This window comes from Citrobacter amalonaticus Y19 (assembly GCF_000981805.1).
Classification (GTDB): domain Bacteria; phylum Pseudomonadota; class Gammaproteobacteria; order Enterobacterales; family Enterobacteriaceae; genus Citrobacter_A; species Citrobacter_A amalonaticus_C.
Genome location: NZ_CP011132.1, coordinates 3,670,967 through 3,697,255, shown reverse-complemented (window position 1 = coordinate 3,697,255; position 26,289 = coordinate 3,670,967). Strand labels below are relative to the sequence as shown.

Below are 26,289 nucleotides of genomic sequence, written 5' to 3'. Positions count from 1 at the left end.
GGAAACACCGCCCGACAGGGAGAGTTTCCCTGCATTGGTGGGGTAGAGGATGTATCAGGCGCTGAGCGCTGTCCGCGAGGATGATACGGAGCGGACGAAAAGGCGAGCCTCACCGGGAAGGTGGCAACCTGAAGGCTCTGGTTGCGAGTGAACATCTGTGATGGTAGCTCTTATTGTTAGATATGAGAATCCTCAATCGAGGGGCTAAACGTAAAATTGCTTTAGTATCAAATTGTCGTATGGACTAGCGCTTCACTCTGAATGCGAAATGCCGGATATTTTACCCATATCTAGTAATCTTCTTTTGTTTGTGGTAAGCACAAGTATCCTGTAAAATCGGTCATTAATTGTTGATAATTATTAGAGTGGTCACTAAATTGAGTAAAATTAAAGCCATAGATCTTTTTTCAGGGGCCGGAGGCTTCTCTTTGGCTGCTTTGGAATTGGGTATTGATGTTTTATCAGCAATTGAATTGGACAAAGATGCGTGTGATACATATAGAGATAATTTAATAAGAAAAAGAGAAAATAATATAAAGCTCCTCAATCAGGATATTATGTCTATATCACCTATATCTATGATGGAAGACCTGTCTTTACTTGAAGGTGAACTCGATATTATTATTGGGGGGCCGCCCTGCCAAGGGTTTTCTTCACATAGGATAAAAAATTCTGGGGTTGACGATCCCCGAAATAATTTATTGATTAGATACTTTGATTTTGTGAAGGTTTTTAAACCTAAATTATTTTTAGTGGAAAATGTTCCTGGTCTTTTGTGGGAAAAACACAAGGGGTATTTAAATAAGTTTAAATCATTGGCTGAATGTAATAATTATAAAATAATTGGCCCTGTCAAATTAAATGCTAAAGATTATGGTGTTCCTCAGAATAGGAATAGGGTTTTCATTTTGGGGCTTCGCAGTGATGTTAATATAGGTGAAGTTACATGGCCGCCAGTTAGCACTCATTTCAAAGATAAAGAACCACAGTGGAAAAATTCATCTGAAGTTTTTGAAAGACCATCCTTAGATATTATTAGAAAAATAGAAAATAAAATCGGTGCAGAGTCAACGGCAAATCTAATCTTCTATAAGAAGAGAAGTGATACTTGTAGTGATGACTCATCAAACATACATATGAACCATGCTGAATATATGATTGATAGGTTTTCGCAGACTCCTATTAATGGTAGTCGTGAGGATATTGATTTTAGACTTCCTTGTCATGCTGCTGGCTATGGTGGCCATAAAGATGTTTATGGAAGAATACGCCTAGCTCAGCCCGGCCCAACAATAACAACAGGCTGCTTTAATCCATCCAAAGGACGTTTTCTTCATCCTTGGGAGAATCATGGGATTTCTATCAGACATGCTGCTAGATTTCAAACATTTCCCGATGACTATATATTTTCTGGTGGGATAATTAGTCAGGGGAAACAAGTGGGGAATGCTGTTCCTATATTAATGGGAAAGGTATTACTTAATTCATGCGTCAATATTATAAGGCATCAGAGTCAGGAGGATGATATTGCATGCAAACAAGAACTTTGACGTTTAAAGCTAGGGCTAGAACTATCGAGCATTTGGGGAAAGGGCAGATTGCAGATTGCCCTACAGCGGTTAGTGAGTTATGGAAAAATTCTTATGACGCTTATGCTCGGGATGTTGCGCTATATACAATCGATGGAGTTCGCCCATGCGGTGCGCTGATTGACAATGGTTGCGGTATGTCCTTGGAACAACTTGTAGACAACTGGCTCATTGTTGGAACTGAATCAAAAGCAAAGAAGAAAGCTCTTAGTGAAAAAGATCGATTTGGTTTAGCACTCAGAAAAACGCAAGGTGAGAAAGGAATAGGCCGTTTGTCTGCTGCATTTTTATCGCCTGTAACTTATTTGATTACAAAAAAAATTGATACTGGTTTTACTGCACTTTTAATTGATTGGCGTTTATTTGAAAATCCATATCTATCATTTGAAGATGTAACAGTACCTTCGGCTGAGTTCACTTCACTTGACGAAGCATCAGGAGTATTGGTTCAACTGATAGAACAGTTGAAAAAAAATGTTTATTTTGAAGGTATTTGTAATATTAGTGAAAATGAACAATTAAGACGTAGGGCTTGGGAGCGTTTTTCATTAGATGAAATAGAGTTATCCAATAACAAGGATATTACAACAACACAGGAAAAGATTTTAAATTTTTGCTCAGAGGATGTTGTTTTTTCTGATATATATTCTTCCTGGAATGATTTCTTGAATAAAGTAGAGAAACTCGATGGAGAAAAACATGGGACAGCTCTATTTTTATTAGAGCTGGGTAGAGAATTATCATTGTTAACTAATACAGGAGATATGGCTAAGGACAATATTGAATTGGCTGATATTGAGCAAAGTTTAGTTGATACACTCCGGGCATTTGTTAACCCCTATTTATGCAAAGATGATTCCTTTTCTTACGGGATTTTTACAATTAGGAAAAATGGTAGCTATCATCAAATTCTAAGCCAAACGGATGTCTTTGGTCGACATGACTTTAATGCTCTTGAGCATACTGTCGTGGGCAGTATTGACTCTAAAGGATGGTTCAGGGGGCGAGTGACAGCCTTTGGTGAAGATAAGGGGGATGTTATAATCCAACCTAATATAAATGTTAGTGAATACTCTGGTGTTGGTCCTTTTGAACTTTGTTTTGGAACATTTGAATTTAATTTTGAAAATACAACCCACTCAGCAAGAGAGCACGCAAATCTTTTAGCAAAGGCAAAAAAATATGCAGGCTTAATGGTCTTTAGAGATAATCTTCGTGTTCTCCCATATGGTCGTGTTGATAATGATTTCTTTCAGATTGAAGAGAGACGCTCATTAAATGCTGGTCGCTATTTCTGGTCTAACAGACGGCTCTTTGGTTATATAGGAATCGCACAGGATGAAAATAGAGAACTAAAAGATAAGTCTGGTAGGGAGGGGTTTATTAGGAATCAGGCGGCAAGAGAGTTAAAAACTATAGTCGCTGATTTACTTACCGATTTAGCTGATAAATTTTTTGGTCGCGAATCCGAAGAAAGAAAAGAACTTCTCGCACAAGTGAAAAAAGAACGGGAGTTAAGAAAGGCTGCACAGCAACAGGCTAGAAAGTCGACGCAAAAGAGTTTTTCGGAAGCATTAAAAAAACAAAAACCTATTTTAGATGATTCTCTGAATAGCATAATATCTTTAAAAAATTCCTTAGAAAAAAGCGAAAACATTGATCTTAATAAAATAAGAAAACTTGATGAAGAGCTGAGCATTTTAGATTTAGTGCGAACTGAAATAAAAACTCCGGTTAAACCTCCAAAGCTCGGTATATATGAAGAAAAGTATCGTGATTATAGAGATAAGTACAACGAATTTTCTGCATATGTACTACAAATGAAACTGATTGTTAATAAGTTAGACTCCGAGTTGAATAAGCTTGAGCCATCACAACTTGCAAAACGTCACCTTGAAAAAAATCAAGGAATGATTAATTCAAAACTTACTAAGTTTGTTACCAGTATCAACGAGAAAAATAACAATCTATTATCTAAGTGGAGTGCAGAAATAAAAGATGATCGCTCTATTTATTATAGTAGGTGTATAAGTTTGGTTGATGAAATAGACGATAATTCGAACATAGAACAAGTGCTGAATAATCTTGACAGCGTATATATAGAGTTGACGGATTTTTTGTCTTTTAAATATGAATCTATTTTAAAAGGATTGGATAGATTATATGATGGAATAAATCTTGACTCAGCATTTTCTATGTCAGAAGAAGAAAAAGTCTATTTTGAGGAAAAACAAAAAGCTTAAATGCTTTGGCTCAATTGGGGATTAGTGTCGAAATTCTCTCGCATGAGTTAGAGGAGATGGATGCTTTAGTTACTCGTGGATTAAATGCACTTCCATATGTTGCAAAGGAACATCCTGGTTATGAGTTAGCTTATAATGCACATAAGTCATTGACTCAGCAAATTAGATTTCTCTCTCCATTAAAAATATCTGGCTATCAGTCTCGCCAGAGGATTTCGGGGAAAAATATACATGATCATATTATTAAGTTCTTTGGTGATAGATTTGAACGGCAACGTGTCGATTTAAAATTTGGAGATGCTTTTAAAAACATCACAATCGTCGATTTGCCATCGAGAATTTATCCTGTTTTTATAAATCTCATAAATAATGCATTATATTGGGTAAATTTAGCAGACAAAAGGGTTATTCACATTGATCTGGTTGATGACCTAGTCATATTGGCTAATTCGGGGCCCGCTGTGGATGAAGATGATATACCAAAGCTTTTTGAACTCTTTTACAGTAAGAGAACAAATGGCCATGGGGTTGGCTTATATTTATGTCGTGAAAATTTAGCAGTTGCCCATCATCAAATATGGTATTCGGATGTAAAAGATGGTGGTGTTTATTTGATTCGCGATGGCGCTAATTTTATTATAAAGTTTAATGGGTTGGAGATGTGATATGACTACTAATACATACAATGAACTTGTAAGTAGCACATTCTGTGATAATGCAATTCGTTCTGTTATGATGATCGATGATGAGTTTATCACGTATTCGGATTCTGTTAAGGCGCTAAGTGGTCAAAAAACATTTACCGAAAAAAATATTGATTCTTCAAAAAGAGCAGCTCTATTAGAAAGTTTTTTTCAAAATAAAAAAATGATTTGTGACATCGACAATTGTGTTGTTAATTTCGATGTTGAACGGATTCGCAAATCAGATCTTATAATAATTGATTATCATTTGGAACATGACTCCCCAGATAAAACTCTCTCAATTCTCAATGAATTAAAAGATTCTGAACATTTAAATATGGTCGTCGTGTATACTAGAGAGAAAATGGATATTGTTTGGTTGCAAATAGCATCTATGTTAAGGGGGGCATATGATATCAACTCTCTTTTAATTGAATATGATAATGATGAGGTGACAGATTACTGGGAGAATACCGTCCTTCCAGATATAAAGGCAAATGTCGGGTATTCTTTATCGAAAGATGAAATCACACAGTATATTACGTCCAATAAGACAATAGGGAACTTAAAACAATTATTGAATAGAGATAATACCCTAACGGTTAAGGATGACAGAGATTTTCTGTACCGTTTGGTATGTGAATATTATGTTCAGTCAGCTAATATATTACCAAATGAACAGCTATATCATCATGTCAATGGTGATGTTAATGGTGTTAAATGGTTACAGGCAGGGAATATTTTTATTGCATTGTATCATAAAGGTCAGGACTCTTATGAAAATGATGCGGAAAACATATGGGCAACACTGAATGAGTCGTTGTGTGAGTGGCGGCCATCTTATTATCAACTTTTAAAATCAGAAATTCAAAATAAAATAGAGGCAGAAGCTTTATCATTTAATATACATCTGGCAAATGATATATATGGGCAGGCTGCATGGCTTAATGAAATAATAAAGGCTGAAGATGGCGTGCTGAAAGATGACAATATTGATGTTATTTTTGGTAATCTTGCTGAAGAATTGTATATAAAATTAAGAAAGAATGATAAGTTGCGAGGGTTTATTAACTCTGTTTTTGATACATATAAACAAGACTTTAATGCAGGGGGAGAGCGTGATTCATTGAAGTATTGTGCTCGTGAAATGAAACTTCCCACAAACCAAAATATCACTTTTCAGGATATGTATCATGCATTGAATATGAATCTTTCCTCTAGAAATTATGAGGAGAAACACATATCAACTGGAACTGTTTTTTGGGATATTGATAATGATAATTGGTACTTATGTGTTTCCGCTGCCTGCGATATGGTACCAACGCAAGGTAATGATCCTCACCATGAACGTCTACGTCCTCACCGATTGATAAAAGCACTTCAGCTTTTTCCTGTTAGACCTGATAAAGCATTACCATGCGCGCATCATTCAAAATATATTTATGCCTATGACAATAATAAGAGAAAATATTTCTCAATCTTTAATGAGGATAAGGGGTTGCCAGTTATTGACTATATGATAATACTTAATCACAGTCAGGAAGGGAATGAAGTGAATAAAAGGAAAGCTACGGCTGTAGTATTGAGAAATAAAGATGGTGAAATAGAAAAAGTTAATCTTAATATTAAGATGAAATCTCAACTTCGATCCGGATATGCAGAGCGGTATCAGGCTATAGCATCTCAGTATGGCGCAAGAATAGGTGTGGATTACATTAGTGTAGCGTTACCTTGATTTGATTACTAGTGAGTGTGATGGGTTTGATATTCATCACACTCTTTTTTATAAGCAAATTATATTAACATTTCTGATGTGTTTGTGTTGTCTGGCCATATAACCTCACATGCCAGATATTCACCTATAACAAATCTTACTACGATATCACCTGATGAGTCATCTACAAAGTATCGATATCGTCCTTCTTGTACATCTATCCAAGGATTAATGAAAATAGGAATATGTAGCTCTTTATTTTCTTGAGAAACCATTTTAGTATCTACAACAAGTATTCTTTGAGAATTTCTACTGCCAAGTTCACTGAGAAGATAAGCAAAACGGTCTGATTCAAAATCATCTAGTAATTCCTTATCCATTAAGGATATAGGATGCCACCAAACTGAGCTAGGTTCATTTTTGCATATTAAACTCAATTCGTAAGCGGCATGTCCTTGTGCTAGTTTTATTATGATTCTTTTTATCCTTTCACCCTCAACTGAGAAATAGGTTTCTCCATCTTTTATGTATTTCGCCGATTCTAACTTTTTTTGAAGTTTTGGTGTTCGTTCTAAAATTCCAGAAACTTTCTCTCTTCGTATATCTGAGGGAGATGCACTTCCTGCTATGGCGGCCTCAAGAAGGCATGCAACATATTCCTCATCTGAAGAAAAATCGTTGTTACATTTCCTGCAAGCTCCTACTACCGGTAGATTTTCAGGAAGCGGTGCATCTAGGAATACTTTAGATGGAACATGCTCTCTTGTTTCTGGAATACCACCACAATATACACAACCGCTCACCAGCCTATTATCTGCGTAATTATTTAACTGTTGCATTTTAATAACTCAATTTCCATGGTGTTTAAGTTAGATTTGCGTGCATTATAGATCGTGAAATGTTAAATAAATAGTTTTCAATTGGCATTGAACCAATACGTGTAAATATTTATTTTATGAATAATTTTTGATTTCATATTTACATGTTGGATTTTCTATTTAGCGGGTAAATTACCTCCCAATTATCCCCCCAGCCTTCCCCCCACCATCCTGCGCCACCTTAACCCCGCCTGCCAGCGCTCCGTTCACCACCATGCCAATCCGAACTCCAGCCCACGTCATTGCCCCCAGCCAGAACGTTGGTAGCACCAGAAACATTGACCCCATCACCAGGTTAATAATTACATCATCCTGAGTATTCTGGATCCCGGCCAGATTCCAGCTACTGTGGGTATCGCTGTTGTAGAGCACATCCAGCAGCCAGCTATCAAGCCACCGAGCTAGCTCCCACCAGAAGGTCATAAAAAACAGAGCGAACTGCACAAACGTTAGGGTCATCACCGCTTTTACATCCCATGCTGAGCAGAGCGTGACCAGCGGAATGCAGATCACCAGCGCCATTTGCAGCAGCGCCTGCACCATCGGTAGCGCCTGACGCACGCTGTCGAATGCCGGGAATGCCACTATGCTGCCGAGAATATTTCCGGCGCTGGATGCCAGCCGGGTAGCAGCATTGGTTAGCGTGCCATCGACATTGCCACCATAGCCGGGATAAACACGCCCATTCTGTGAGACCTGCATGTTGCGTTCGCTAACCAGCGAGCGCAGAACTGCTTCTTCGTAGGTCGCCTGTGGCTGGCCGATTTTTTGAAATGCCGTCCAGATATCCGGCGCCGGGAGTTGTAGGAGCCGTGCCTTCAGCCCGATGGTGTCGTCAGACCACCACTGTTTACAGGTGGGATAACCTCCCGCGCCCGTGTCGGCAAGTCCAGCGTCGCGGGAGGCGTTGTACGGCCAGTCACTGTGCGGAGCAACCGCATGGTCTGTATCGTAATAACCAAGTGTATTGAGAAGGTAAGATGATCCGACCCAGGCAGTATCATCACTGGTCGTATCATCCATTTCTCCAGCGCGGAATTTCAGGCGGGCGCGGGCCGGGGCGTAACATTCCTCGACAAAATCCCGCAGTTCCTGGGCCAGCGCTGGATCTTTAATCCGGGTATGTTGAACCTCAAAGCGGATCTGTCGTAGATCGGGCTGGCAGGGTAAGGTAGCGACTGTCGCGCTGGTGATGCCTTTGCTTATGACATGAATGAAATACCACCAGACCGGAACAGCAGCAGTTTTGCCGCCCAGCTCGTTAATGATCGGCTGGTAGCCAGTGTCGGCAGGCTGCGGCACCGACCAGCCGCACTGTTTCGAGCGCGTGTTATCGTATTTGATGGTATCGAGATCGATATTCAGTAGCGGCATGCAGGTGAACATAATCACCAGCAGTGAGGTATACATGAGGTGCTCGGTCCATACCAGGGACAGCGCTGCTTTGTTGCCTTCATCGGCTCCCTGGCTTCTCGCCTGTAGCCACAGTGCCAGCAGCTTAATCAGCAGCGGCAGTGCGAACAGTCCGGTGTCGCTGATTGCAGCCCACAGCCCGTTATTGACGACCCAGGCAAGTAGCGTCAGAAAATACTCCAGGTAGCTGTTGGTGGTCACTGGGAAACCTCCGGGACGATCTCATTGAGTAAAACCAGTACCATAAATACCAGCGCGATACGGCGGATCGTCGGGCGCTGTAATGGAAAGCGTTGGTGCAGGTGCCAGCCCACAGCACAGGTCAGTCCATAAAGCATCATGCGCCAGAGGAGTAGCTCGCTGTGGTAAACCCCCGGTGCATTACTTTTTGAGCAGCAAAATACTGCCGCCAGGCAGGTTATCAGCATCAGGCAGGAAAGTATCAACCGCTTCATTGCGTCTCTCCACTCGCGGGTTTATTCAGATCGTCCACACGTTTGTCGGTATCGTCCTCTACGCCGACGGCCTGACCTTTGGTTTTCGCCCGCATAGTTTGGCGTTCGAGGATGGTGAGTGCGGCGTTATCTGCCAGTGCCTGGCGCATATCCAGTTCCAGCTTAAGCTGCGACAGTTCCTGGTCGAGTTGCGCGGTTGTCTGGTTCAGTGCAGACTGCGCCTCTTTTTCGGCGGAGATATTGGGTTCACGCATTCCAGCCAGCAGTGTGCGCCGGGCCATCAGCGCCTGTTCCATTACGCGTGAGAGTGCCAGCTCGCCGGAGAGTCGCTGGATGAGCACGGCTGAATCAGGATCATCGCGTAATGCCTCGATCACCCCGCGTGTCAGCCGCAGTGCGCCGCCGCTGGCCTGTGCCAGAGTATCGTCGTTAACTGGCTGATTGCGGTTGACCATATCAATGATTAACGGCTGAATCTTCTCCTGCTCTTCCTGAATCAGGGGAGTCAGCCCAACGCCAGACTGAGCACCGCTTTGCTGATTCTGCTCGCCGGATTGATCGTTATCCGGGGCAACATTGATCGTCTGCTCGCCGACCACTCGCGTCAGCCACTGCGCTGCGTCCTCGGGTTTACTCCATACCTGACACAACTCTCCCTGGCAGTCATCGCCTGAGACGGCACTGGTGCTGGTCGCACTGCGATTATTGAGCAGGTTGTAGCCAGCGACTGTCGTATCACGCACCAGTTTGATCGGCGGCTGGCCTTTGCCGCCGCGATGTTCGCCGCCGACCCAGCGCTTACCTTTTTCTGCCGCTTCTTCGGCGGCTCTCTGGTCGGCGCGAACTGCGTCTTTTTCACTGGCCGCAATTCCCTGATAGTTCTCCGCCTGAGCGCTCTGCGTCCAGGCTGGGCCGATCGCATAATCGGTCATCTTCTCAGCCATTTTCTGGCAGCTTAATAGTGATTTATCGAAATCGAGCCGACCCTGAAGCACGCCGTTGGTCAGCAGGTCATAGAGTTGCGGATTGGCCCGCTGGATAACCATTGCAGGCAGACTGGCGACTGCGCTGGTCGCGCTTTCGATAACTTCGCCCATTAGTTGCTGAAAGCCGTCGGTGACGCCATTAAGCTGGTTACGCACTGTGGTATCGATATCGAAATTGCCGCACATCATATCGCTGTTCCAGCTTACGCCTGCTGTGAGTGGGAAGGTGTTACGGCGGGTGGCCGAAGGGGGAATGGCTGCGCCACCGCCGATGCGATAATACATCCAGTCGCTGATCGCCCCCTGTTGCTTGTATTGATAGTTGTCAGCCGCCGGGGCCAGAAAAGTGACAAACAAAAGACAGAATGCCGGGCGCATTATTAACCTCCGCTGCTGCCGAGAAAGGTCTGTCCGCGACGCGGACAGCATTTATAGGGTCGCCAGAGGGTCCAGACATATGCGCCATCTTCTGACAACTTATCGGCGTAAGTGTCGGTGGCAGTGCCGTCCGGGAAGATGGCGCAGGAGGTGGATTTTTTTGGTGCGAGCATTTGCCACTGATGGTTATTGCTGTCGCCTTCGATCACTGGATCTGGCGGCCAGTAGCCATCATGTGCTGATTTAGTCAATGGAATATAGACGTGCGATTGGCCGCTACGTGTCACCAGGTCAGCCGTTCGCTGGGCGATGACGGCACCGGCCTTGTAGTCGTGCGTCTGGCTAAGCGCACCGGCTCGTGGGTAAATATTGCCCCACATATCGCCATCTTTACTGACTTCACGCAGCCCTGGAGTCAGTGCTTCCGGGTACAACATCTCCGGCACACCGCTTCGCCAGGCGAGTGCATCCAGTGTGCTGAGAAAATAGGGAAGAAAAGGTTGTGACGACGGGGCGCAGACGTAGCCGAACTGAGCGAAGAAATTCGCCAGCGCATCACCGGCAGGAAATCCGATAGCATCAGCATTTTTAAAGCGTACTTTGCTGTGCTGGCCGACGGCACGAGGATTGGTATCGCCACCCTGTTCAGCAATCCCGGGCAGTGGTGAACTTAGCGGTGACATCTCCATCCACGGATTTTTCCCGGTGATGCTGTAGGCTGACACCACCAGGTCCGGGCGGTAATGGCGCACTTTTACTGACGTTCGAACTGAACAGCCGAACGGCGTGCAGTATAACCAGTAGCAGATGCCGACCACCCGATACTTCACGCACTCCGGCGACAGAGCGGAAGCGGCGATTTCAGGCGTCGAGATAGCATGTGCGAAACTGAATACGCACAGTAGAAAGGGAAATAGAATGCGCCCGGACATCAGACCTCCATGGTATACCAATGTAGCTCCGGTATAACGCAAAAGTTTTGCCTGACGCTGCATACAATTGAATGAGCAAATTAAAACATTCCAGATTTTAGTTTGCTCATGTTTTTCATTCACAGAAATGAATATTTTAATGAACTATTAATGCTTATTCACTAATTAATACACAATGACATGGTGCGACATTAAATAAAAAGAAAACTCTATACTTGTGTGACGGCCCTCTCATTACTAATTGTTTATTAACCCTATAAAGATCAGGCAAAAGTTGTAGAAAGTATCATCATATATTAGCTGACTCAGAGGAACACAGCTATGGATATTTCTACCCGTTTTTTATCAGTAATGGTGTTGTTATTTTATAATCCACTGGGTTGGTGCGCTTATCCAACTAAATATGACCCACCGCGCGTTATCTCAACCATGCAGGATGTTTCACAATCGACTCCGGTAGTGGTTATTCATCGGGGAAGCTGGGAGCCGGGTTTTCCCGAAAATTCGGAAGTCGCATTCATTCGATCAAATATTACCGGGACGGCGGTGATTGAGACGGATGTTCGACTGACGAAAGATCAGGTTCCGGTATTATTTCATGATGCAGGACTGGGGCGTTTAACCGATATTTATAGCTACGCCCCTGAGGGAGAGAAGCGATTCGATCCCTTTACAGGGGAAGGGTATAATCCAAAAATCTCTGATATGCCCTATAACACTGTCAAAGAGTTATATCTTCTTCATCACCCCGGAGATAAACCAACAAGTTATCGACTACTGTCTGTCAAAGATTTCTATGATTTTTATTACAATAATTATTTAAATCTAACTGTGTTTCTGGAAATTAAAGAACCGAAATCAGTGCCATTATTACTCAAAATGATTAATGAAGACACCAGGGATTTCTATCATGGGCAGGGGAATGGCAAACAGCTACATGCCAAAGATTTCACTGTTTTCAAATTTAACGTAAATTATTTCCCGTTTTACAGCGACTGGCAGAAGGTATTCTCGGATCAACAGGTTCCCTGTTGTTTTTACTCTATGCCATCTTACAAATCGAATACTTATAAGGATTTCTCACAGAAAGGGATAGATATCACTCAGTCACTCAGTAGCTGGATGTCGCCCGAAAACACCACACTTTCCGGAGTAGAAATTGGCCTGAAAACGCAGGGGGGTATCTTGCAGGATCTATACAACCAGGCGGCAGGCAAAGCCGTAACCGGGATCTTTAATGCTGTACCCGATCTCCTTCTGGCAAATCCGGCAATAAATCCGGTCGCGGCTATGGAAGATGTTTATGATGATTCAATCTACGTGAAAGCGAGCTATGCCATCTATGATGGAACCACCGGGCGGTGTTGTTATCGGCTTGCCGATTTGCTCTCCACCTGGCAGGATAAAAAAGACAGCAAAGATGAACGTGGCGATCCGTCTTATGTCGTGGGAAATAATACCGCGATGCCTGCATTCAGAGTTGTGACCTCCGATAAACCAGAAAATATGCTGAATGAGTTTAATACCAAAGGTTTTATTACAGATTCACCTTCATTTGGCACTGTATCCGGAATCAACGTTTTGCCGGTTTATCTTACCGCAGTATTTTAATATATGGAGAATATCATGAAAAAATTAGCTCTGTTGCTGGTCGTTTTATCTCTGCCATTGACAACGCTGGCGGCAAATAACGCAAGTGATTTAGCGACCCAATGTACTAAAAGCGGTAAGGCAACCGAATATATTGCTGATGCAACGCTTGATAAATATGTCAGTAGCGTGATTTATGATGGGGCAACTATAAATTCCAATGTGAATGTCAGAATCAATAATACCTATTATATGACTGTTCTTAGTGAACATGACCAGTGGTCAAGTTATCAGGGCGATGGAACTGATATTGCCAAAGTGGCCTTTACTGCCTATACCCTGGGGAAAAAGGTGAGTGCCTGCGTGGATAACAGTACTGGTTTCTTGTATGGGTTATCGTTTTAATTGTGATACCCCGATGGTGACATCGGGGTAGTTTTCTACAGATGATTTAATTTCAGGCGAATGGCCAGAGGCAGATGATCTGAAAGCTGTCCCCAGTTAATATTATTCCAGGGCTTATCGGCTTCAGGAACGTTTCTTTGCAAAACATCCCATTTCTGAGCCGTTGATGTCAGCACATAATCGATGCGACGATTTGGATTCCAGGCGGGATAAGTAAAGTTACCTTCGGGGGATAGCGTATCATTCATTTGATAGGTTAATTCCCGATATTCCGGTGAAGAAGGGACCAGATTTAAATCCCCCAGTAAGACAGGAATGGCATTTTTCCCCGTGTTGTCTACCAGCGCCATCAGTTCCCGCACCTGTGCCAGACGCAGTGTATTGTCACGATCCTGATCCGGATGAGTGATAATAACGGCAAGCTGTGCCGGCATGCCAGGAACTGTGATGTAGTTAACGCAGGCGGTACGTTGCTCTTTCCCTTCAGCGCTACTGAGTTTGATTTGCTCGGTTTTGTCTATTTTCCATCGCGACAGTAATGCGGTGCCGTATTGTCCACCTTCAAAATCGATAGATTTACACTCAGCGTAATGCATATTTCCCGCTTTGGCGAGCAAGGCTGCCTGGTCTATGGGTTGGCTTTCACCTGCATTTTTTGCGGATCGTTGTGTATTAAAATCCACTTCCTGCAACGCGATAATATCGCTGTGCAGAGACGGGATAGCTGCCGCCAGACTGGACGTTTTGTTTAACCTCGATGCCATTATATTCCAGGTGGCAAAGGTTAATTCCGGCGCGGTGGCGACAGCCTTATCAGACAGATAGCTATGCGCTCCGGCCGGAAAAATAATTGCGCTATAGCAGGTTAATAACAGCAGACGTATGGATTTACTCCCTCTCATTATCATGACCTCTCGGTGGTAGTTACGAATACTCGTATGCACCATCAACCGAAACTTCAGATTGGTGGCGTGGTAATGGCTTCCTTTTCAGACCCTGGTGCTGCCGCCTTTGCGTTAAATCTTTCTGGTTAACTTTGTATGATACTGCGCCTGCCAGGCGGTATTTATAAGGCATTAATCTTTTTCTGGACGTGAACAAAGAGGTGCAGCATGTCTGGTGTTTGGTAGCGGCTGCTTTGGTAGACGTAAATCCTCCTGCCCGGCATAACGCCCCGGCCAGATAGCCGATGGATGAAGATGAAGTGCGCGGGCAATCAGCCACTCTCCTTTCGGCCACGGACGGGTCAAGGTATTCGCTAGCGTGGAAGAGGCCAGCCCTGCTTGTCGCGAAAGCGCCGCCAGGCTGGTGCCACGTTTGTGTAGCGCGGCAATGATGTCAGCGGGATGCCAGTTTGCAGCTGTTGTTTTTTCCATCGTTATCCCCTGCTAAACGCTAATAGATAAAGGAATCCTTTAATGTTGCTCTTTATTTAATCTAAATTCAAGTAATGCATGAATTTATAAGGTAAGTCCTGAAGAGCGGACTGATCCAGAGGGTGATAATTCCTGAAGGCATACAGGAGTTGGACCGCTGTCATGATTGGTAAACGACTAAAAGTTTCAAGGGTTAGTGCTGGTTGGACGCAGGCAGAGCTTGGTGTTCGTGCTGGTTTAGATGAGGAATCGGCGAGTGCGCGGATTAGCTCTTATGAAAATGAGGTACATGCCCCTGATTTTAAACTTGCTTGCAAGTTAGCAGCGGCTCTTGATGTTCCTGAAGCATATTTTTATGCTGTTAATGACGATCTTGCTGAATTGATCCTGCAATATCATCGCTTCAAAAAGAATAACCCTGGAAGTACTTTGCTGATTTCTCCAGCATAGCTAAACATGATTTTTTCTTACAAATCTTACTATGGCAAAAGTGATTTGATTCAATCATTTGCCAATTAAATTCTCTGATAATGTTGCCCGAACAGGGACAACACAATGTCAGGGAGTCATCAATCCGTGCCTACTCAAACCTTACCCGAAGACCGGGAAACGTTGTACGATCTGGTCTGGCGTGAACCAGCAGAACGCATAGCTTCCCTTTATGGCATCAGCAGTGAATTACTGGCAAAACGGTGCAGCGCTCTGCGGATCCCCCGACCGCTGGCTGGCTACTGGAAAGCGCTGGCAAAAGGGACCGCTCCGGCAATTCCTGCCTTACCGGCACTTAAACAGAGCAAGGTGGGAAAGACCCACAATAAAAACACCCTCTCAATGCAGTCTCCGACAGTTCCGTTATCAACATCGACGTCATCAAAAACACGAAAGCGACTTCCGATTACCGGAAACGGCTACGGATTGATCAATGATCTCAAAACGTACCTCCCTGCTTCCGCTGTTACCAGAGACGGTTACTACAAACCCATGAAAAAGAAGCTGCTGGATCTGAATGTTTCTGATACCGGGTTTGACAGCGCAATAGACTTTTTGAGCCGGTTCTTTGATGCCCTGGGAAAGCAGGGATATCACGTTACACTGGATGCCCCGGGGGAATCACTGTATCGCGCAGATATTGAATTAAAGGAAGATCCCAAAGGGCCTGGATACCGGATTGACAATCCATGGCGGCCCTACACACCAAGCATTATCTGTGTTGGGGATATGTATTTTGCTTTTAATCTTGCAGAGATGGTGGAGTACACTCCAGCGAAGGAAGTTAAAGGTCGCTATGTTCGCGATGAGAAAATGGCGCGATGGACAAAAGGAAGAGAGCCATCGTCATTTCGCTATGTTTTAAAGCACTCTTTGCCGACCGGACGATTCTTGTTGCAGCTCTACTCGCCTTATTCATCAGCAGAATGGCTGCTTCAGTTTCGGCAAACTCAACAGTGCGGGTTAATAAGCCAGATCCCGAAGATGATTGCGGCGATGCACGATGCGGTTCCGCTGATTAAAAAACAGCGAGAAGAAGCCAGAGTCAAAGCCGAAGAACGGCACATTCAGTGGGAGTTGGATAAAAAGAGATATCAGGAGCGGGAGCGAATCAGACAGGAGGAAGAGGCGTATCGTGCCAGCTTAACCGAACTGAAATCCATTATGGCCCAATGGGATGTAGACAAGCGGCAGGAACAATTTTTTCGCGAAGCCGAACGCGATACCGCGGATCTTGATGAGAAGCTGAAGGCACAGGTTATTGAACGTCTGCAACTGGCCCGGCAGTTTTTGTCAGGGGATTCGGCGGTGGAAAGGTTGCTGAAATGGAAAACACCGCAGGATAGGCTGAGTAAAGGATTATGTTGCTGAGCACTATCTTTTTGAGAATTTGTATTGATTCTCTTTTATCTTGTTCATAATATCTATTTGTTCATGATTCATGAACAAACTCAAAGGTGTGAACGGATGAAAGAAGAACAGCTCTTGTCAGGTGTGGTAGAGAACCTGCCAAAAGGTTTCCAGTTGCAGTATGAACACAGCAACAAAATACATGATGGCTGGGCCACTCTGACAGGGCCAGGTGGTGAAACGGCGAAATTTGCCCTCGAAGTCAAGTATATCCACCGTAAAGCGTCGCTGATGGCCGCCCATGAACAGATGGCCCGTTTTCCAGTGGAGTTTCCTGCATTACTGGTGTGCAACCGTCTGACATCTGCACTTGCGGAATATTGTGCTGACAGAGAGATTAACTTCATCGATACGGCGGGAAATGCCCGCATCCAGGTTCCAGGGTTGTACCTGTTGATTGAAGGCCGCTATGAGAAGAAACCCGTTGTTGCCAGCAGCCGTTTTGCAGAAGGGGTGATGAAGCTTCTTTTCGTTCTCCTCTCCAACCCGGAAGCCCTAAACGATACTTACCGAGTCCTGGCAGAGAAAGCGGGTATCTCGCTGGGGATGGTCAGCAAGGCCTTCGATTACCTTGAAGCGCAGCGTTATTTCCGCAAATCGCAGAAGGGACGGCGTTTGATGAATGAAGAAGAACTGTTGGTACTTTGGCTGCGGGATTATGCTACTTCCCTGCGACCAAAGCTGGATCACATCTGGTCAACGTCACCTGACTCCTGGGATGACATCGTGCTCAGGCCCCCTGAGTATTGGGGGGGGGAAGTGGCTGCTGCAAAATTAAGTGAAGGCTACCTTATACCGGAAAACGGAATACTTTTTACACCATATCGATTGCCATTAAGACGGCAGCAATTGAAGTTAAGAGCAGGGCCGGGCAAAAAATTACAGTTGGTGTCTTGTTTTTGGGGGACAAGTTTTAAATTAAACCGCAAAGCTGAAGCGATGTTGTGTGTAGCCGAGTTACTGGCGAGCGGTGATGACAGAAATCGGGAAACAGCAAGGATAATCAATGACAAATATCTTCACCTTAGTGAATCCGATCTTTTCAGCTACTGAAATGTTATTGAGCCGAATCAACAGAATTTGTATTGCGCAAGAGATCCCATTTTTTATTGCAGGTGCAACAGCGCGTGAAATTTTGCTCCACAACGTTCATGGCAGGAGCGCTGGCCGCCGAACCCGCGATATTGATATCGCTGTTTTTGTGGATGGCTGGCCGATGTTTGATGCGCTAAAAAATGCTTTTCTTGCCGAAGGCGCACAGGCAGTCCGGGATAATGCCCATCGTATGATTGCCGAAGGAATTGAGCTGGATATTATTCCTTTTGGGGGCATTGCGGAAGGGAATCACATTGCCTGGCCGCCGGAGCGCGAGATCATTATGGCCATCGATGGATTTGCTGAGGTATTTTCCCATACCGTAATGGTGCAACTGGATAATGGCGAAAACCTACCGTTTTGCTCTCTGCCAGGGCTGGCGCTGTTAAAGCTCTTTGCCTGGCGCGATCGTGGGCATGGGAATGCTAAAGATGCGACGGATCTCTACAAAATTATCCGTGAATATGGGGCTATCGAAGATGAGCGTATCTATGAGCCTCCTGTTAACGGTGAAAGTCTGGACTGGGATATCGTGCGCATGGGGGCTGTTTTATTGGGTAGCGATATTGCGACAATTAGCGAGCACTCATCGTTAGCTGAGCTGATGCGTCTTGACCGGGAACGTCTGACGGATGCGATAGTGCGGCAATCTGATGCCGACGATATGACAGAGATTGAGCAGATAATGAACGACTTCTGGGACGTAATGGTGAGTGGCGGCTGAGGATTTGGTTCATTGTGAATGCAACCGGTGCGATAAGCAGGAAAAAATTTTGTTCACGATGGTGTTTTGTTCATGATTCATGAACGGATGTTATTCGTGAACGCTGGGCTATTGATAGCATCTTTTTCCGCCACCCTTATCGCCGCTTCCAGCTCACTACATCCAAACTCCTTCATAATCCGCATCCGCTCCGCCTTTTCATGTTTCTCCGTCATCCCCAGCGCCAGCCACAGGGCAGGGGGAACCACGCGGAACAGCGCCTCAACGCGAGGCGAAAGCACCACGCCTTCGGTGTATTTCCCTGGCGCTTTAGTGGCACTGAGCAGAAGCTGGCGCTGCTCCTGCGTCAGGGATTTAAAGCGGCTAACCTGTTCGACTTCTTCCGGCGGCATCACCAGTAGCTCCCACCACTCGATCATATTGAGCAATTTTTTCGAATCATCCGGAAAGTCGCTCAGGTTCTGAGTTGCCAGCCACAGCCAGATCCCCAGCTTGCGCCACATCTTCGAACCTTTGGTCAGAAATCGTGCCAGCAGTGGATTGACGGTGATGATATGCGCTTCGTCGGTGATATTGACGATGGGCCGTGCCAGATGCTGGTCACGTTCGCCCAGGTTGTTGATATGGTTAATCAGCGAGATATAGGCGATCGCCAGTTGCGCTTCATAACCCTCACGGGCAAACATCGCCAGATCTACCAGGGTGATATCTGCTTCCGGCCACGCCTCACCCTCACGGTTGAACAATTCGCCTTCAAATCCGGAACAGAACATTGTCATCGCTTCACCCATCTCCCACAGCCGGTTGCGGCGCGATTCCGGTAGCGCAGCATCCTGTGCCAGCGTAAACAGCGCATCACGGATATCCTGAGTCAATGTCTGACGTCGCTCGTGGGCCGTGAGTCGGGCGGCGTGGAGAATGGCTTCACGGATCAGCGCCCGGTCAGAGCGGGTGAGTCGGGCATCTTCTTTCAACTCGCCGCCGGTGATCATTAAGCGGGCGGTGATCTCCATTTCACCCAGCAGGTCGCGCTGTTCATTGCCTGCGTCATCAGCATCTTCATCGTCCGGCTCTGTTGAAGTGGTATCGCTCTCAGCCAGCTTCCACGCATCAGCAAACAGTGGCAGCGTGATGCCTGCGCCGGGTTTCAGGCTGATTTTATGCACCGTAAGGCCGTGCTCACGGGCGTAATCAGCCATCAGACCAAACGAGTTGCCTGCTTCGACAATAAACAGACGTGGGCGGTGGAGCGCCATCAGTTGCGCGATTTTGGCGTTCAGCGTGGCGGATTTGCCTGCGCCAGTCGGGCCGAGCAACAGCAGGTGCCCGTTCTGGGTGCGATCTTCGCGATTGAGCGGATCCCAGCACAGCATCCCTCCACCCCGGTTAAAGTAGCTAACGCCCGGATGCCCGGTGCCGCTCTCGCGGCCAAACAGCGGCAGCAAGTTGGCGAGGTGCTGCACAAAGCTGAATCGGGTATAGAGCTGGCGTTTATCCCGCGACGGATCGAAGCACATCGGCAGCCAGCGTAGCCAGGAACTGAGCGGGGCGATTTCGTCGTTCTCCTGCACCGGAACCATTCCCGCGTTCAGCAGCAGGCTGTTCAGGCTACGCACGCGTTTTGTCAGTTCGTTGTTGTCCGGAGCGGAGAGGTAAAACGCCAGCGCACTGCGGTAGAGCTTGTGCCCGTCTTTCAGCCAGTGGCGCACTTCCTGACAATCTTTTTTAGCGTACTCCGATTCGACATTCTCGCCGATGGCGCGGTCGCTGAGGCGACTTAAATGCTCCTCCAGCCTGTCTTGCGGCCAGACGACAATGGTCAGCGCCATAATTACCCCTTCTGGTAGCAGGTCAAACAGCGCATTAACGCCGTCACCGCGAGCGCACTATCCGGTCATATGGCCGACAGTCGGCGGTTTGCGTAGTCGGTCCAGCACAATGACCTTATGCGGACGCTGGTCGAACAGCCATGCCCCCTGTGCGGCCTGCGAGCGCGGTTCGCTGCATAGCAGGCTTTCGGCAAAATCCTGCAGCTCTGACACGTCGTCCTGCTGCGCCATCTGTTGCCAGAACTGCTGCGGGGTGTCGGTCATCTGCGGAGCGGAATTGAACCAGCGTAGCAGCCAGTGGCGGATGGCCTCACTTTCCAGCCGGTGGGCGGAAATACCCGCGCCTGACAGCGCAGAAACCATCCGTTCGCAGACGGTATTGAGTGCGTCTTCCGGGGCATCTTCCAGTGGGTCGCGTGATTTTGCGGGCAGCCAGCGATAGACCACCATTCGGGTGTGACGTTGCTGGCCGCGCCAGCGGGTATGGCTCACTGCATCGTCAAAGAAGTAGCCTTCCGGGCGGGAAACAGCGTGCAGATGGTGTTCCATCTCCTCAAGCCAGGCGCGGGTAAAATCAGAGCCTTGTGCTTCCGGGGCGGCATAATTGCGCAACGCGGCCAGCCAGTTTTCGGTATCGTCCTCGTCCTGACAGTAAAACTGCACCACCCACGGATGGCGATCATATTCCGTAAAACTGTCCTGGATCGCATCTTTCAGGATATCGCGCAGTTCTTCCAGCTTCGCCGGGGCGCGGCCTTCTGTGCCAAACGGTGTGATGTCATACACTACACCGACCGAGCGCCCGTCATCCAGCAGCAGTGTTTTACTTTGTGGCTGATATTCCACCCACGGTAGAAAATCGACGAATGACGCGCCTTTCTGGTACAGGCTGTCTACCGTTTTTTCAGTCAGCGTACCGCTGCGGACGGTCACAGCGGATCGGTCCGCTCATCGGGCAGGGCGTACTGCACCCGGTTGTAGAAGGGGAAAATAGTGGTGTAACCCGGCACCGGGACGCCTTCGCTGCCCGCAAGATGGGGGAAGACATACAGTTCCAGATCCGGGTTGGGTAATCGCTGAAACAGCGCTTTGGTGGAATTTCCGTTGTTGCGTGCGGCCTGCTGTTGTGCCGTCACTGTGGCGTCATCCAGCGGACGGCGCAGCACCGAACGCGCATCATACAGCGCCTGGGCGCTGCCATTCTGCCCACCCCAGATATTCAGCATCGTGGTGTTCTCGTCAACCGGCAGCAGGGTTTCCTGGCTGCTACAGGCGGCCAGCAGCAGTGGTAACAGCAGTATCAGCTTACGCATCAGTCCAGATCTCCTGAATGCTCTCCTGCTGTGCGGTAGTTAACGCGCCGCCCGTTAGGATCATAATCAATGGCTAACTGACGGGTGATATGAATGGCAACAGCCTTACCGGGCGGCACGTAGATGGCGTCAAACATCTGGCCGTAACGCTGCTTAAACCAGTCGGCGCTTTCTTTAAGGCCACCGCCCAGCGCCTGCCCGAGCACGTACTGCCCGCTGTCGCCCGTCAGAGCGGTGGTAATGGAGCCATCTTCCACGGTGGATGTGGTCTGGTTATTCGCCAGTGCCTGGGCGGCGGCAGACGATCCGGCCAGCAGGAACTGTGAACCTATGTATTCTGCGGCATTGGATTTACGTTCGCCGGGGATGCAGGGCAGGCCGTGGGGATCGGACAACCAGCCGATATTGCCTTCTGTACCATTCCCGGCTTTTTCTCCCTCTTCAGGCAGCGTGCGCACTGTGCCGTCGCGGAAGATAAAGGTGATTGACGTCAACGTGCCGCGAACGCAGGAAAGCGTCCAGTCCCCGGTGGCACTACCGGAAATAACTGCGCCTTCAACGTCGGGTAGATCGATGCTATTGGCGGTCAGGTTATCGCGGCCAATCAGCACCTTGAACGGGTAAGGGTCAGTCACGCTGCCGTTAAGCGGTATGCGGCCCAGCAGTGCAGTCATTGCCACCGAGCCGATCAGCGTGCTGTTCTGCGGCAGGGTGTAGACCGGTTTGACGGCGACAGGGGTTGTTGCTGGCGGCGGCGTAGCATCCGGTACGGTGGAAGGAAAAGCCAGTGTGGGTTGCAGCGGACGGCCATTTTTATCCGTCGGCAGGGCGTCAGCGGGGGCTACCCAGCGCAGTGGCTCACCGGAAGGGGTTTGTGCTTCATCAATACCCAGCCCGGCCAGCGAATTGTCGGCTGTCCGATTGCCTTTAAGCTGTTGGATCTGCGTTTGTAAAGCGCTGAGCATCTCATTTTGTTGCTGCGACGCGCTGGCCTGCTGGCGGTTAATTGCCTCGCCGATGCGGCTGTCTGTATTCTGCTCGCGCTCGCGCAATTGCTTATTTTCCTGCAACAGCGCGGCGTTGCTGGCTTTAACGGTTTCAAGCTCCTTACGCCAGAGTTTCATCTGGCCGACCAGCGTGGCGACAGTGTCGGCGGGGGTATCGCCCTCAATCCCCAGCGCCTGAAGCTCATTCTGGCTAAGCGTTGCGTCAGGTGCGGCCTGTTTATTCGGCGCATTTTTACTGTCCCGACAGGTGTTAAACAGCAAAGCGCTGCCTGCCAGGATAATCAGCGGTGTCAGGATCCGCAGCAGGGGATTTGACTGGAGTTTCATTTCTTCTTCTCCGGCGCGGGTTCCGGCAGCACGGCCTGTTCAGTGCGCTGGTTACGGGTAATAAGATAGAGCACGGTGGTGTCTTGCGCACTGCCCGCAGGCCCCAACCAGCGGTGCTGGAAGGCGACAGCGTAAAACCGCCCCTGAAGCTGTTGTGGATCGAGCTCCAGCCGGGTTGCGCTTTTGTTTTGCAGGCGAATAGCCGCCAGGTGGTATTGATCCAGTCGCCAGCCATTAACTGGCGTGGCGCTGACAGGAAGCGCAGGCAGTAACGTGGTGATGGTTTTCGCCAGCCGCACACCTTCGGGCTGGACGCCCGGCAGTGGCTCTACCGTGCGTAACGGTGCATACAACATCTGCGCGGCATAACGGGTCAGTGCAACCGGAAGCGGCGTGGAGGGTTCAGGTTGTGGTGCAGGGACGGGCTTTGTGTCGGTGGTCTGTTTCTCTTCGCGCACAATGCGCAGTGGCTCGCGGATATGCCCGCCTTTGCTGGCAGAAACATCCAGTAAAATCAGTTCGCCGTTTTCCGTGTCCTGAAGCTGTAGTCGGGTGGTGGCAAAAGGTTCACTGGCCAGCAGGTAGACAGTACTGTTGCTGCTCTGAATACGCAGTTTGCCATCCAGCGTTGCGGGATATCCTACCCGTACATTGCGATCGACAAACACAATGCGTTCCTGCCCGATGTTGAGTTCCACAGGCAACGGGATGCGCTCCCATGTTACCAGTTCGACAGCGTGCAGGGGCAGGGCAAACAGCATGATCGACAGCGGACGGAGGTTCATGGTTTAGCCGCCTCCAGTTTTTGCGGTGGAGAGGAAAAGCAGTCCAGCGCCAGCCCCCACGGATTTTTCTGCTGGTCGATGTCGTAACGCAGCACCCTGATCGGGTAACGCACCATCGCCCGCTTGACGGGTTCAGAGTGATAATACTCATCGACGGTGAGATCGAGCGTGACGATCCAGTTATCGCGATCGAGGATCTTTACCCGTTGGTCGCTGAATCCCCGCCCCGGAATTTCATAGATGCCACGCACCCGGTCACGCAGTTCGCCGTCTTGCTGGCGTTGGTGGAATTCCTGGTCAATCTGGCTGTAGCAACCGGGGGTCAGATAGGCCCGCAGGACGCTGAGATTATGTGGATAATCCGTCTCGCCGCTGGTCGGCCAACGATTGATTTGCTGGAATACCGTAAAGGCGAAGGCATATACCGTGGCAGGGGGCACTTCCCACCATGGGCGCTGGCTGGCGGCGCGTAAATCAGGTGGCAGATAAATGGTAAGTTGGCGAGGGGCGCTGTACCAGCCGATCCCCATTCCCAGCGCCAGCAGGAACAACGCAACCAGTGCGATATGCAGGGTGCGGATATGCGCATCCCGCGCCGCCAGCGCGTGTTTAAAGGTGCTCATCTCCGACTCCGGCGAATCGACCAGACGCCATCGTTTAGTACAAAGCGCTGTGCGCCGATGCCAAAGCGGGCCAGTTTCAGTTCCAGCACCCGGTATAGCCAGCTTTCTGGCCGCCCACGTTTGAGCCGCGCCAGCCAGCGTCCACCGCTTAGGATCGCCAGTGCGCCGCCGGGCAGGGCGCTGCCTGGGATAAAGCTCCAGTTTCGCCACAGCACGGCGGGAAGTATTCCTGCTAAAGCGCCGATAACCAGCCCACTCAGCAGAGCGATCAGCAGTTCGCTGACCGTCAGGCCGCGAAACACTGCAGGCTCGCGGTTCAGCCGTTCAGGGAGAAAGGGGATGGTGCTCATGATTTACAGGATGTCCGAGGCCTGGTTGAGCAACCAGATAGTGATCACCAGCAATACCGCGCCGACGCCCGCCATCGAGCCTAAATCCTTCCACTGCTTGCGCCCGGTCTGGATTTCGGAATAGGTGGAGATGCAGTTGTTGGCGACGACCAGAAAACCCACGGCGCAGATGCCCAGCGTCATCAGGATCACAATGTCATAGCCATAGTTTTGCAGCGTTTCCATAATACCGTCTCCCTGACCGCGTGAGGGATCTTCCATTTCCGGTAGATCGGCGTATGCAGGCAGAGCGGGGAACCACAGCAACCCTTTGATAATGCGCTTTTTCATTTCACCTCCTGAAGCGACTAGCTCAGTACCAGCCAGAAACTGACCAGCAGCAGTAAGATGGTTCTCCCGCCGATACTGCCCAGCGCCCGCCAGGTTATCCGCGCAGTTGCCACGCCCCGGTAAGCATCATTCAACGCCCAGGCCACCCAAAGCAGCAGGAACGCGCTGAACAGGCCGAGCATCGCCAAGCTGACAGCATCGGGCTTCACAAGGCTGGCGGCCTGGAAGGCGCTGATTTGTTCAGGGGTCATGGCGTGGTTTTCTCTTCACGGTACTGCCCGGCCAGCGCTGTCATGTCGCGTGGCTGGGCGCGGACGGGTGTCAGGTAATGTGTAATCCCGCTACGCAGGGTGGTGATATCTGCGTGGATACGCGGGTAATCGAAGTAGTACCGCTCGTTGATGCTGGTTCTGGCGCTTTGCTGCGCACGCTGGAGCGAGGCTTCTATTTGGCTAAGTTGGTTGAGAGACAGGGTTAGCTCTTCGCGCTCGGTGAGGGGGGCGGCGAAGACCGGACAGGCTATCAAAAGGCTGACGAAAAGTGTCGTGATTACTTGCATAAGCTGCTTTTTATTGGCTCAGGTTTGTTGAGTACCATGAGCCTTCAGCAAGTGGATTTCAGCCTGAAATTGAAAATACGATTACCAGGTTTATGTTGTGCTGTTTTATCCTCATATACAGTTTCAATTTTTGGGGATAGGTTATGGATAAAATACTGGATATCGTGAATGGATGGATCACTGCTGCTGTGGCAAGTGGAGCATTGCAGATAAAACAAATTCTTCTCTTTATTTTTATTGCAGGACCATTGGCTCTTGTTATCTGGAAAATACGAGGAATTATCGAATTTGTTAATGAGGTCAGGAACTCTAAATTAAATGAATTGCAGCATTTATTGGATAGTCACAAACTATCGGATGAGGTCAACATTTGTGTAGAAGATGAAATTACAAGGATAATTGGGTATCGCATGACGGGTATTGCGGATGTTGGCAGACAAAAAATTATTTTGCCGCTATTAGTAGAAAATAGGGATTCAATACCGGTTGACTTTTTCAAGAAATTCAAGTCCTTTTTAATGATTGAAAAAGGAACTCTTATATTTAAGAAAGGATTCTCTTTTTGGGTTGAGAACGCCATTTATGGCTGGTTCTCATTGCAGTTTTTATTACTTGCTGTTTTGTCTTTGGTTCTGTCTATATACAGGCATGAGCAAATTCCTGTTTGGGGGCACTTAGTATTATACTTTGTTGCTGCAATTTTGTTCCTGTTCTTTATTGCTTTTGCGAAGTTGATTCCCCGCCCTGAGGAATGTAAGTTATTAAATAATCTACTACAGGCCCAATATAATAACCCATCTGAATGA

23 protein-coding genes and 3 pseudogenes are annotated in these 26,289 nt (G+C 47.8%); 10 read left to right on the top strand and 16 right to left on the bottom strand.

All coding sequences use genetic code 11. The features are described 5' to 3' along the window. The first annotated feature begins 386 nt into the window (after positions 1-386). From F384_RS16940 to F384_RS16930, 3 genes and pseudogenes are all read left to right on the top strand, one after another. On the top strand, positions 387-1,550 hold the full coding sequence (locus F384_RS16940; RefSeq protein ID WP_046498332.1) for a DNA cytosine methyltransferase: 1,164 nt from the start codon (positions 387-389) through the stop codon (positions 1,548-1,550). Beyond that, positions 1,532-4,497, top strand: a pseudogene (locus F384_RS30465) (ATP-binding protein). Before F384_RS16940 ends, F384_RS30465 begins: the two are co-directional and overlap by 19 nt. Before the next feature lies 1 nt (position 4,498). Then, entirely contained in the window at positions 4,499-6,250 is a 1,752-nt protein-coding gene (locus F384_RS16930; protein WP_046487464.1) for a response regulator receiver domain, read from the top strand. A gap of 59 nt (positions 6,251-6,309) precedes the next feature. Here F384_RS16930 and F384_RS29965 read toward each other — a convergent pair whose 3' ends face one another. The 5 genes from F384_RS29965 to F384_RS16910 form a co-directional block, all read right to left on the bottom strand. After that, positions 6,310-7,068, bottom strand: a complete 759-nt coding sequence (locus tag F384_RS29965) for a hypothetical protein (RefSeq protein ID WP_155404016.1) — start codon at positions 7,066-7,068, stop codon at positions 6,310-6,312. Positions 7,069-7,239: 171 nt separating this feature from the next. Continuing rightward, complete coding sequence (locus F384_RS16925) at positions 7,240-8,721, bottom strand: conjugal transfer protein TraG N-terminal domain-containing protein (RefSeq protein ID WP_046487458.1); 1,482 nt, start codon at positions 8,719-8,721, stop codon at positions 7,240-7,242. Continuing rightward, positions 8,718-8,975, bottom strand: coding sequence for a hypothetical protein (locus F384_RS16920; RefSeq protein WP_046487453.1), 258 nt, complete (start codon positions 8,973-8,975; stop codon positions 8,718-8,720). The genes F384_RS16925 and F384_RS16920 overlap by 4 nt, the downstream gene beginning before the upstream one ends. Next, a complete protein-coding gene (locus F384_RS16915; RefSeq protein ID WP_046487448.1) occupies positions 8,972-10,339 on the bottom strand; it encodes an integrating conjugative element protein in 1,368 nt (455 codons plus the stop codon). The genes F384_RS16920 and F384_RS16915 overlap by 4 nt, the downstream gene beginning before the upstream one ends. A 2-nt stretch (positions 10,340-10,341) precedes the next feature. Next, entirely contained in the window at positions 10,342-11,271 is a 930-nt protein-coding gene (locus F384_RS16910) for a TIGR03756 family integrating conjugative element protein (RefSeq protein WP_080949968.1), read from the bottom strand. Positions 11,272-11,592: 321 nt separating this feature from the next. Between F384_RS16910 and F384_RS16905 the strand changes: the two genes are divergently transcribed. Both F384_RS16905 and F384_RS16900 read left to right on the top strand, forming a co-directional pair. Next, positions 11,593-12,882 (top strand): glycerophosphodiester phosphodiesterase family protein, encoded by a 1,290-nt coding sequence (locus tag F384_RS16905; protein ID WP_046487443.1) that lies wholly within the window; start codon positions 11,593-11,595, stop codon positions 12,880-12,882. A 15-nt stretch (positions 12,883-12,897) separates the two neighbouring features. After that, complete coding sequence (locus tag F384_RS16900; protein ID WP_046487439.1) at positions 12,898-13,266, top strand: hypothetical protein; 369 nt, start codon at positions 12,898-12,900, stop codon at positions 13,264-13,266. A gap of 35 nt (positions 13,267-13,301) precedes the next feature. On the opposite strand, the gene F384_RS16895 is transcribed toward F384_RS16900, so the two are convergent. After that, positions 13,302-14,213: an endonuclease/exonuclease/phosphatase family protein gene (locus tag F384_RS16895; protein WP_080949967.1), complete on the bottom strand. Its 912-nt coding sequence runs from the start codon at positions 14,211-14,213 to the stop codon at positions 13,302-13,304. Positions 14,214-14,342: 129 nt separating this feature from the next. After that, positions 14,343-14,642 (bottom strand): helix-turn-helix domain-containing protein, encoded by a 300-nt coding sequence (locus F384_RS16890; protein ID WP_046487433.1) that lies wholly within the window; start codon positions 14,640-14,642, stop codon positions 14,343-14,345. An 82-nt stretch (positions 14,643-14,724) separates the two neighbouring features. Between F384_RS16890 and F384_RS16885 the strand changes: the two are divergent. From F384_RS16885 to F384_RS16870, 4 genes and pseudogenes are all read left to right on the top strand, one after another. Beyond that, positions 14,725-15,092: pseudogene (locus F384_RS16885) on the top strand (helix-turn-helix transcriptional regulator). Between the two features lie 105 nt (positions 15,093-15,197). Beyond that, a complete protein-coding gene (locus tag F384_RS16880) occupies positions 15,198-16,502 on the top strand; it encodes a hypothetical protein (RefSeq protein ID WP_046487426.1) in 1,305 nt (434 codons plus the stop codon). 96 nt (positions 16,503-16,598) lie between these two features. Further along, positions 16,599-17,594, top strand: a complete 996-nt coding sequence (locus F384_RS16875) for a type IV toxin-antitoxin system AbiEi family antitoxin (RefSeq protein ID WP_046487424.1) — start codon at positions 16,599-16,601, stop codon at positions 17,592-17,594. Beyond that, on the top strand, positions 17,548-18,360 hold the full coding sequence (locus F384_RS16870) for a nucleotidyl transferase AbiEii/AbiGii toxin family protein (RefSeq protein WP_046487422.1): 813 nt from the start codon (positions 17,548-17,550) through the stop codon (positions 18,358-18,360). Before F384_RS16875 ends, F384_RS16870 begins: the two co-directional genes overlap by 47 nt. A gap of 77 nt (positions 18,361-18,437) precedes the next feature. Here the strand turns inward: F384_RS16870 and F384_RS16865 are convergent. From F384_RS16865 to F384_RS16825, 9 genes and pseudogenes are all read right to left on the bottom strand, one after another. Then, a pseudogene (locus tag F384_RS16865) lies at positions 18,438-21,122 on the bottom strand (conjugative transfer ATPase). Beyond that, positions 21,119-21,502 carry a TIGR03751 family conjugal transfer lipoprotein gene (locus F384_RS16860; protein WP_046487419.1) on the bottom strand — a complete coding sequence of 128 codons (384 nt, stop codon included), beginning with the start codon at positions 21,500-21,502 and terminating at the stop codon, positions 21,119-21,121. The pseudogene F384_RS16865 and the gene F384_RS16860 overlap by 4 nt, the downstream one beginning before the upstream one ends. Next, entirely contained in the window at positions 21,502-22,836 is a 1,335-nt protein-coding gene (locus tag F384_RS16855; RefSeq protein WP_046487417.1) for a TIGR03752 family integrating conjugative element protein, read from the bottom strand. The genes F384_RS16860 and F384_RS16855 overlap by 1 nt, the downstream gene beginning before the upstream one ends. Further along, a complete protein-coding gene (locus F384_RS16850; RefSeq protein WP_046487413.1) occupies positions 22,833-23,621 on the bottom strand; it encodes a TIGR03749 family integrating conjugative element protein in 789 nt (262 codons plus the stop codon). Before F384_RS16850 ends, F384_RS16855 begins: the two co-directional genes overlap by 4 nt. After that, on the bottom strand, positions 23,618-24,244 hold the full coding sequence (locus F384_RS16845; RefSeq protein WP_046487410.1) for a PFL_4703 family integrating conjugative element protein: 627 nt from the start codon (positions 24,242-24,244) through the stop codon (positions 23,618-23,620). The genes F384_RS16850 and F384_RS16845 overlap by 4 nt, the downstream gene beginning before the upstream one ends. Further along, entirely contained in the window at positions 24,241-24,594 is a 354-nt protein-coding gene (locus tag F384_RS16840; protein ID WP_046487407.1) for a TIGR03750 family conjugal transfer protein, read from the bottom strand. Before F384_RS16840 ends, F384_RS16845 begins: the two co-directional genes overlap by 4 nt. A 3-nt stretch (positions 24,595-24,597) precedes the next feature. After that, entirely contained in the window at positions 24,598-24,924 is a 327-nt protein-coding gene (locus tag F384_RS16835) for a TIGR03745 family integrating conjugative element membrane protein (protein WP_046487404.1), read from the bottom strand. A 17-nt stretch (positions 24,925-24,941) separates the two neighbouring features. Further along, complete coding sequence (locus F384_RS16830) at positions 24,942-25,175, bottom strand: TIGR03758 family integrating conjugative element protein (protein WP_046487401.1); 234 nt, start codon at positions 25,173-25,175, stop codon at positions 24,942-24,944. Next, on the bottom strand, positions 25,172-25,483 hold the full coding sequence (locus tag F384_RS16825; protein WP_046487398.1) for an RAQPRD family integrative conjugative element protein: 312 nt from the start codon (positions 25,481-25,483) through the stop codon (positions 25,172-25,174). Before F384_RS16825 ends, F384_RS16830 begins: the two co-directional genes overlap by 4 nt. Before the next feature lie 143 nt (positions 25,484-25,626). On the opposite strand from F384_RS16825, the gene F384_RS16820 reads away from it, so the two are divergent. Continuing rightward, positions 25,627-26,289, top strand: a complete 663-nt coding sequence (locus F384_RS16820; RefSeq protein WP_046487395.1) for a hypothetical protein — start codon at positions 25,627-25,629, stop codon at positions 26,287-26,289.

What these genes read in the sequence shown, in the direction of transcription:
- F384_RS16930 (WP_046487464.1), top strand. Translation starts at nt 4,499, where the DNA reads ATGACTACTAATACATACAATGAACTTGTAAGTAGCACATTCTGTGAT.
- F384_RS29965 (WP_155404016.1), bottom strand. Translation starts at nt 7,068, where the DNA reads ATGCAACAGTTAAATAATTACGCAGATAATAGGCTGGTGAGCGGTTGT.
- F384_RS16920 (WP_046487453.1), bottom strand. Translation starts at nt 8,975, where the DNA reads ATGAAGCGGTTGATACTTTCCTGCCTGATGCTGATAACCTGCCTGGCG.
- F384_RS16915 (WP_046487448.1), bottom strand. Translation starts at nt 10,339, where the DNA reads ATGCGCCCGGCATTCTGTCTTTTGTTTGTCACTTTTCTGGCCCCGGCG.
- F384_RS16910 (WP_080949968.1), bottom strand. Translation starts at nt 11,271, where the DNA reads ATGTCCGGGCGCATTCTATTTCCCTTTCTACTGTGCGTATTCAGTTTC.
- F384_RS16905 (WP_046487443.1), top strand. Translation starts at nt 11,593, where the DNA reads ATGGATATTTCTACCCGTTTTTTATCAGTAATGGTGTTGTTATTTTAT.
- F384_RS16900 (WP_046487439.1), top strand. Translation starts at nt 12,898, where the DNA reads ATGAAAAAATTAGCTCTGTTGCTGGTCGTTTTATCTCTGCCATTGACA.
- F384_RS16895 (WP_080949967.1), bottom strand. Translation starts at nt 14,213, where the DNA reads ATGGTGCATACGAGTATTCGTAACTACCACCGAGAGGTCATGATAATG.
- F384_RS16890 (WP_046487433.1), bottom strand. Translation starts at nt 14,642, where the DNA reads ATGGAAAAAACAACAGCTGCAAACTGGCATCCCGCTGACATCATTGCC.
- F384_RS16880 (WP_046487426.1), top strand. Translation starts at nt 15,198, where the DNA reads ATGTCAGGGAGTCATCAATCCGTGCCTACTCAAACCTTACCCGAAGAC.
- F384_RS16875 (WP_046487424.1), top strand. Translation starts at nt 16,599, where the DNA reads ATGAAAGAAGAACAGCTCTTGTCAGGTGTGGTAGAGAACCTGCCAAAA.
- F384_RS16870 (WP_046487422.1), top strand. Translation starts at nt 17,548, where the DNA reads ATGACAAATATCTTCACCTTAGTGAATCCGATCTTTTCAGCTACTGAA.
- F384_RS16860 (WP_046487419.1), bottom strand. Translation starts at nt 21,502, where the DNA reads ATGCGTAAGCTGATACTGCTGTTACCACTGCTGCTGGCCGCCTGTAGC.
- F384_RS16855 (WP_046487417.1), bottom strand. Translation starts at nt 22,836, where the DNA reads ATGAAACTCCAGTCAAATCCCCTGCTGCGGATCCTGACACCGCTGATT.
- F384_RS16850 (WP_046487413.1), bottom strand. Translation starts at nt 23,621, where the DNA reads ATGAACCTCCGTCCGCTGTCGATCATGCTGTTTGCCCTGCCCCTGCAC.
- F384_RS16845 (WP_046487410.1), bottom strand. Translation starts at nt 24,244, where the DNA reads ATGAGCACCTTTAAACACGCGCTGGCGGCGCGGGATGCGCATATCCGC.
- F384_RS16840 (WP_046487407.1), bottom strand. Translation starts at nt 24,594, where the DNA reads ATGAGCACCATCCCCTTTCTCCCTGAACGGCTGAACCGCGAGCCTGCA.
- F384_RS16835 (WP_046487404.1), bottom strand. Translation starts at nt 24,924, where the DNA reads ATGAAAAAGCGCATTATCAAAGGGTTGCTGTGGTTCCCCGCTCTGCCT.
- F384_RS16830 (WP_046487401.1), bottom strand. Translation starts at nt 25,175, where the DNA reads ATGACCCCTGAACAAATCAGCGCCTTCCAGGCCGCCAGCCTTGTGAAG.
- F384_RS16825 (WP_046487398.1), bottom strand. Translation starts at nt 25,483, where the DNA reads ATGCAAGTAATCACGACACTTTTCGTCAGCCTTTTGATAGCCTGTCCG.
- F384_RS16820 (WP_046487395.1), top strand. Translation starts at nt 25,627, where the DNA reads ATGGATAAAATACTGGATATCGTGAATGGATGGATCACTGCTGCTGTG.